At 56.2% G+C, this 1,268-nt stretch carries 1 protein-coding gene; it reads right to left on the reverse strand.

Annotated elements, in window-relative coordinates:
* Positions 1-63: 63 nt before the first annotated feature.
* Positions 64-1,202, reverse strand: a protein-coding gene (locus tag HY2_RS15290) for an IS3 family transposase (protein ID WP_233346817.1) whose coding sequence is annotated in 2 segments (ribosomal slippage) — positions 64-944 and positions 944-1,202 — 1,140 coding nt in all. Because the reading frame shifts where the segments join, the coding sequence is not laid out codon by codon here.
* Positions 1,203-1,268 lie beyond the last annotated feature (66 nt).

Consider the following 1,268-nt stretch of genomic DNA (forward strand, 5'->3'; position numbering starts at 1 on the left):
TGCTCTGCCCCACTGAGGTGGTCCATCGGCTTTGTTAGTCCGGCGGTTTCCACGTAGCGGCGTTCATGCTGCTACACCCCCATAGTACGGCGGTTTGAACGCCGCGGGCAAGATGGCTTTTGGCGCAGGTGGTTTGTAGCCGAGTGATGAGTGTGGCCGGAACGTATTGTAATGATGTCGCCACCCTTCGATCAGGGCTTTGGCTTCACGCAGGTCATAGAAGATTTCGCGGGCTAGGAGCTCATCCCTGAGCTTTGAGTTGAAGCTTTCGCAGTATCCATTTTCCCATGGGCTCGCAGGCGTGATGTAAAGCGTCTTCACGCCGATATTGCCGAGCCATTCGCGAAGTGCGATGGCGATAAACTCTGGGCCATTGTCTGACCGTATGTGCTCTGGTGCACCATGCCTGACGAACAGTTCACCAAGAAGATCCAGGACATCACGAGAGTTCAGCTTGCGCTCGACGCGGATCGCGAGACACTCCCGGGTATACTCATCGATCACGCACAGCATTCGGAAGACCTTGTTGTCATGGGTGCGGTCCTGGACGAAGTCATACGACCAGACATGGCCTTTATGCGCAGGCCTTAGCCGCACACACGAGCCATCATTCAGCCATAGACGGCTGCGTTTGGGTTGTTTCATTGGGACTTTGAGCCCTTCACGTCGCCAGATGCGGTAAACGCGCTTCTCATTCACATGCCAGCCATCTCGTCGCAGCAAGGCCGTGATCCGGCGATAGCCATATCGACCGAACCTTTCCGCCAGATGGATGATGGCTGTCGTCAGCGCATCTTCGTCTTCGCGAACCATTCTGGGCTTGCGCTGCGTCGAGCGATGCTGGCCGATCACACGGCAGACCCGGCGCTCAGATGCACCAAGTTCTTCCACCACATGATCGACCGCTATGCGTTTACGTGAAGGGCTTAGTACTTTCCCCGCACGACTTCTTGAAGGATCTGGTTGTCCAGAGTTAGATCGGAGACAGCGCGCCGCAGCCGCGTGTTCTCTTTCTCCATGTCCTTCATTCGCTTGGCTTGGCCAACTTGAAGGCCGCCATACTCCTTGCGCCACCGATAGTAACTCTGCTCCGTCACGCCGATGGCACGCGCTGCCTGCGCAGCGGTTTCACCGCGAGCAAGGCGAACCTCAACCTCCCGCAGCTTTGCTATGATCTCTTCAGGCTTCAATCTCTTGCCCATGTCTAAACTCCATTTCTGAAGCCGGAACTAACTCAAACTCTGGACCACTTTACTGGGGGCAGACCA

The sequence above is a fragment of the Hyphomonas pacifica genome (genome assembly GCF_000682675.1).
Classification (GTDB): Bacteria; Pseudomonadota; Alphaproteobacteria; order Caulobacterales; family Hyphomonadaceae; genus Hyphomonas; species Hyphomonas pacifica.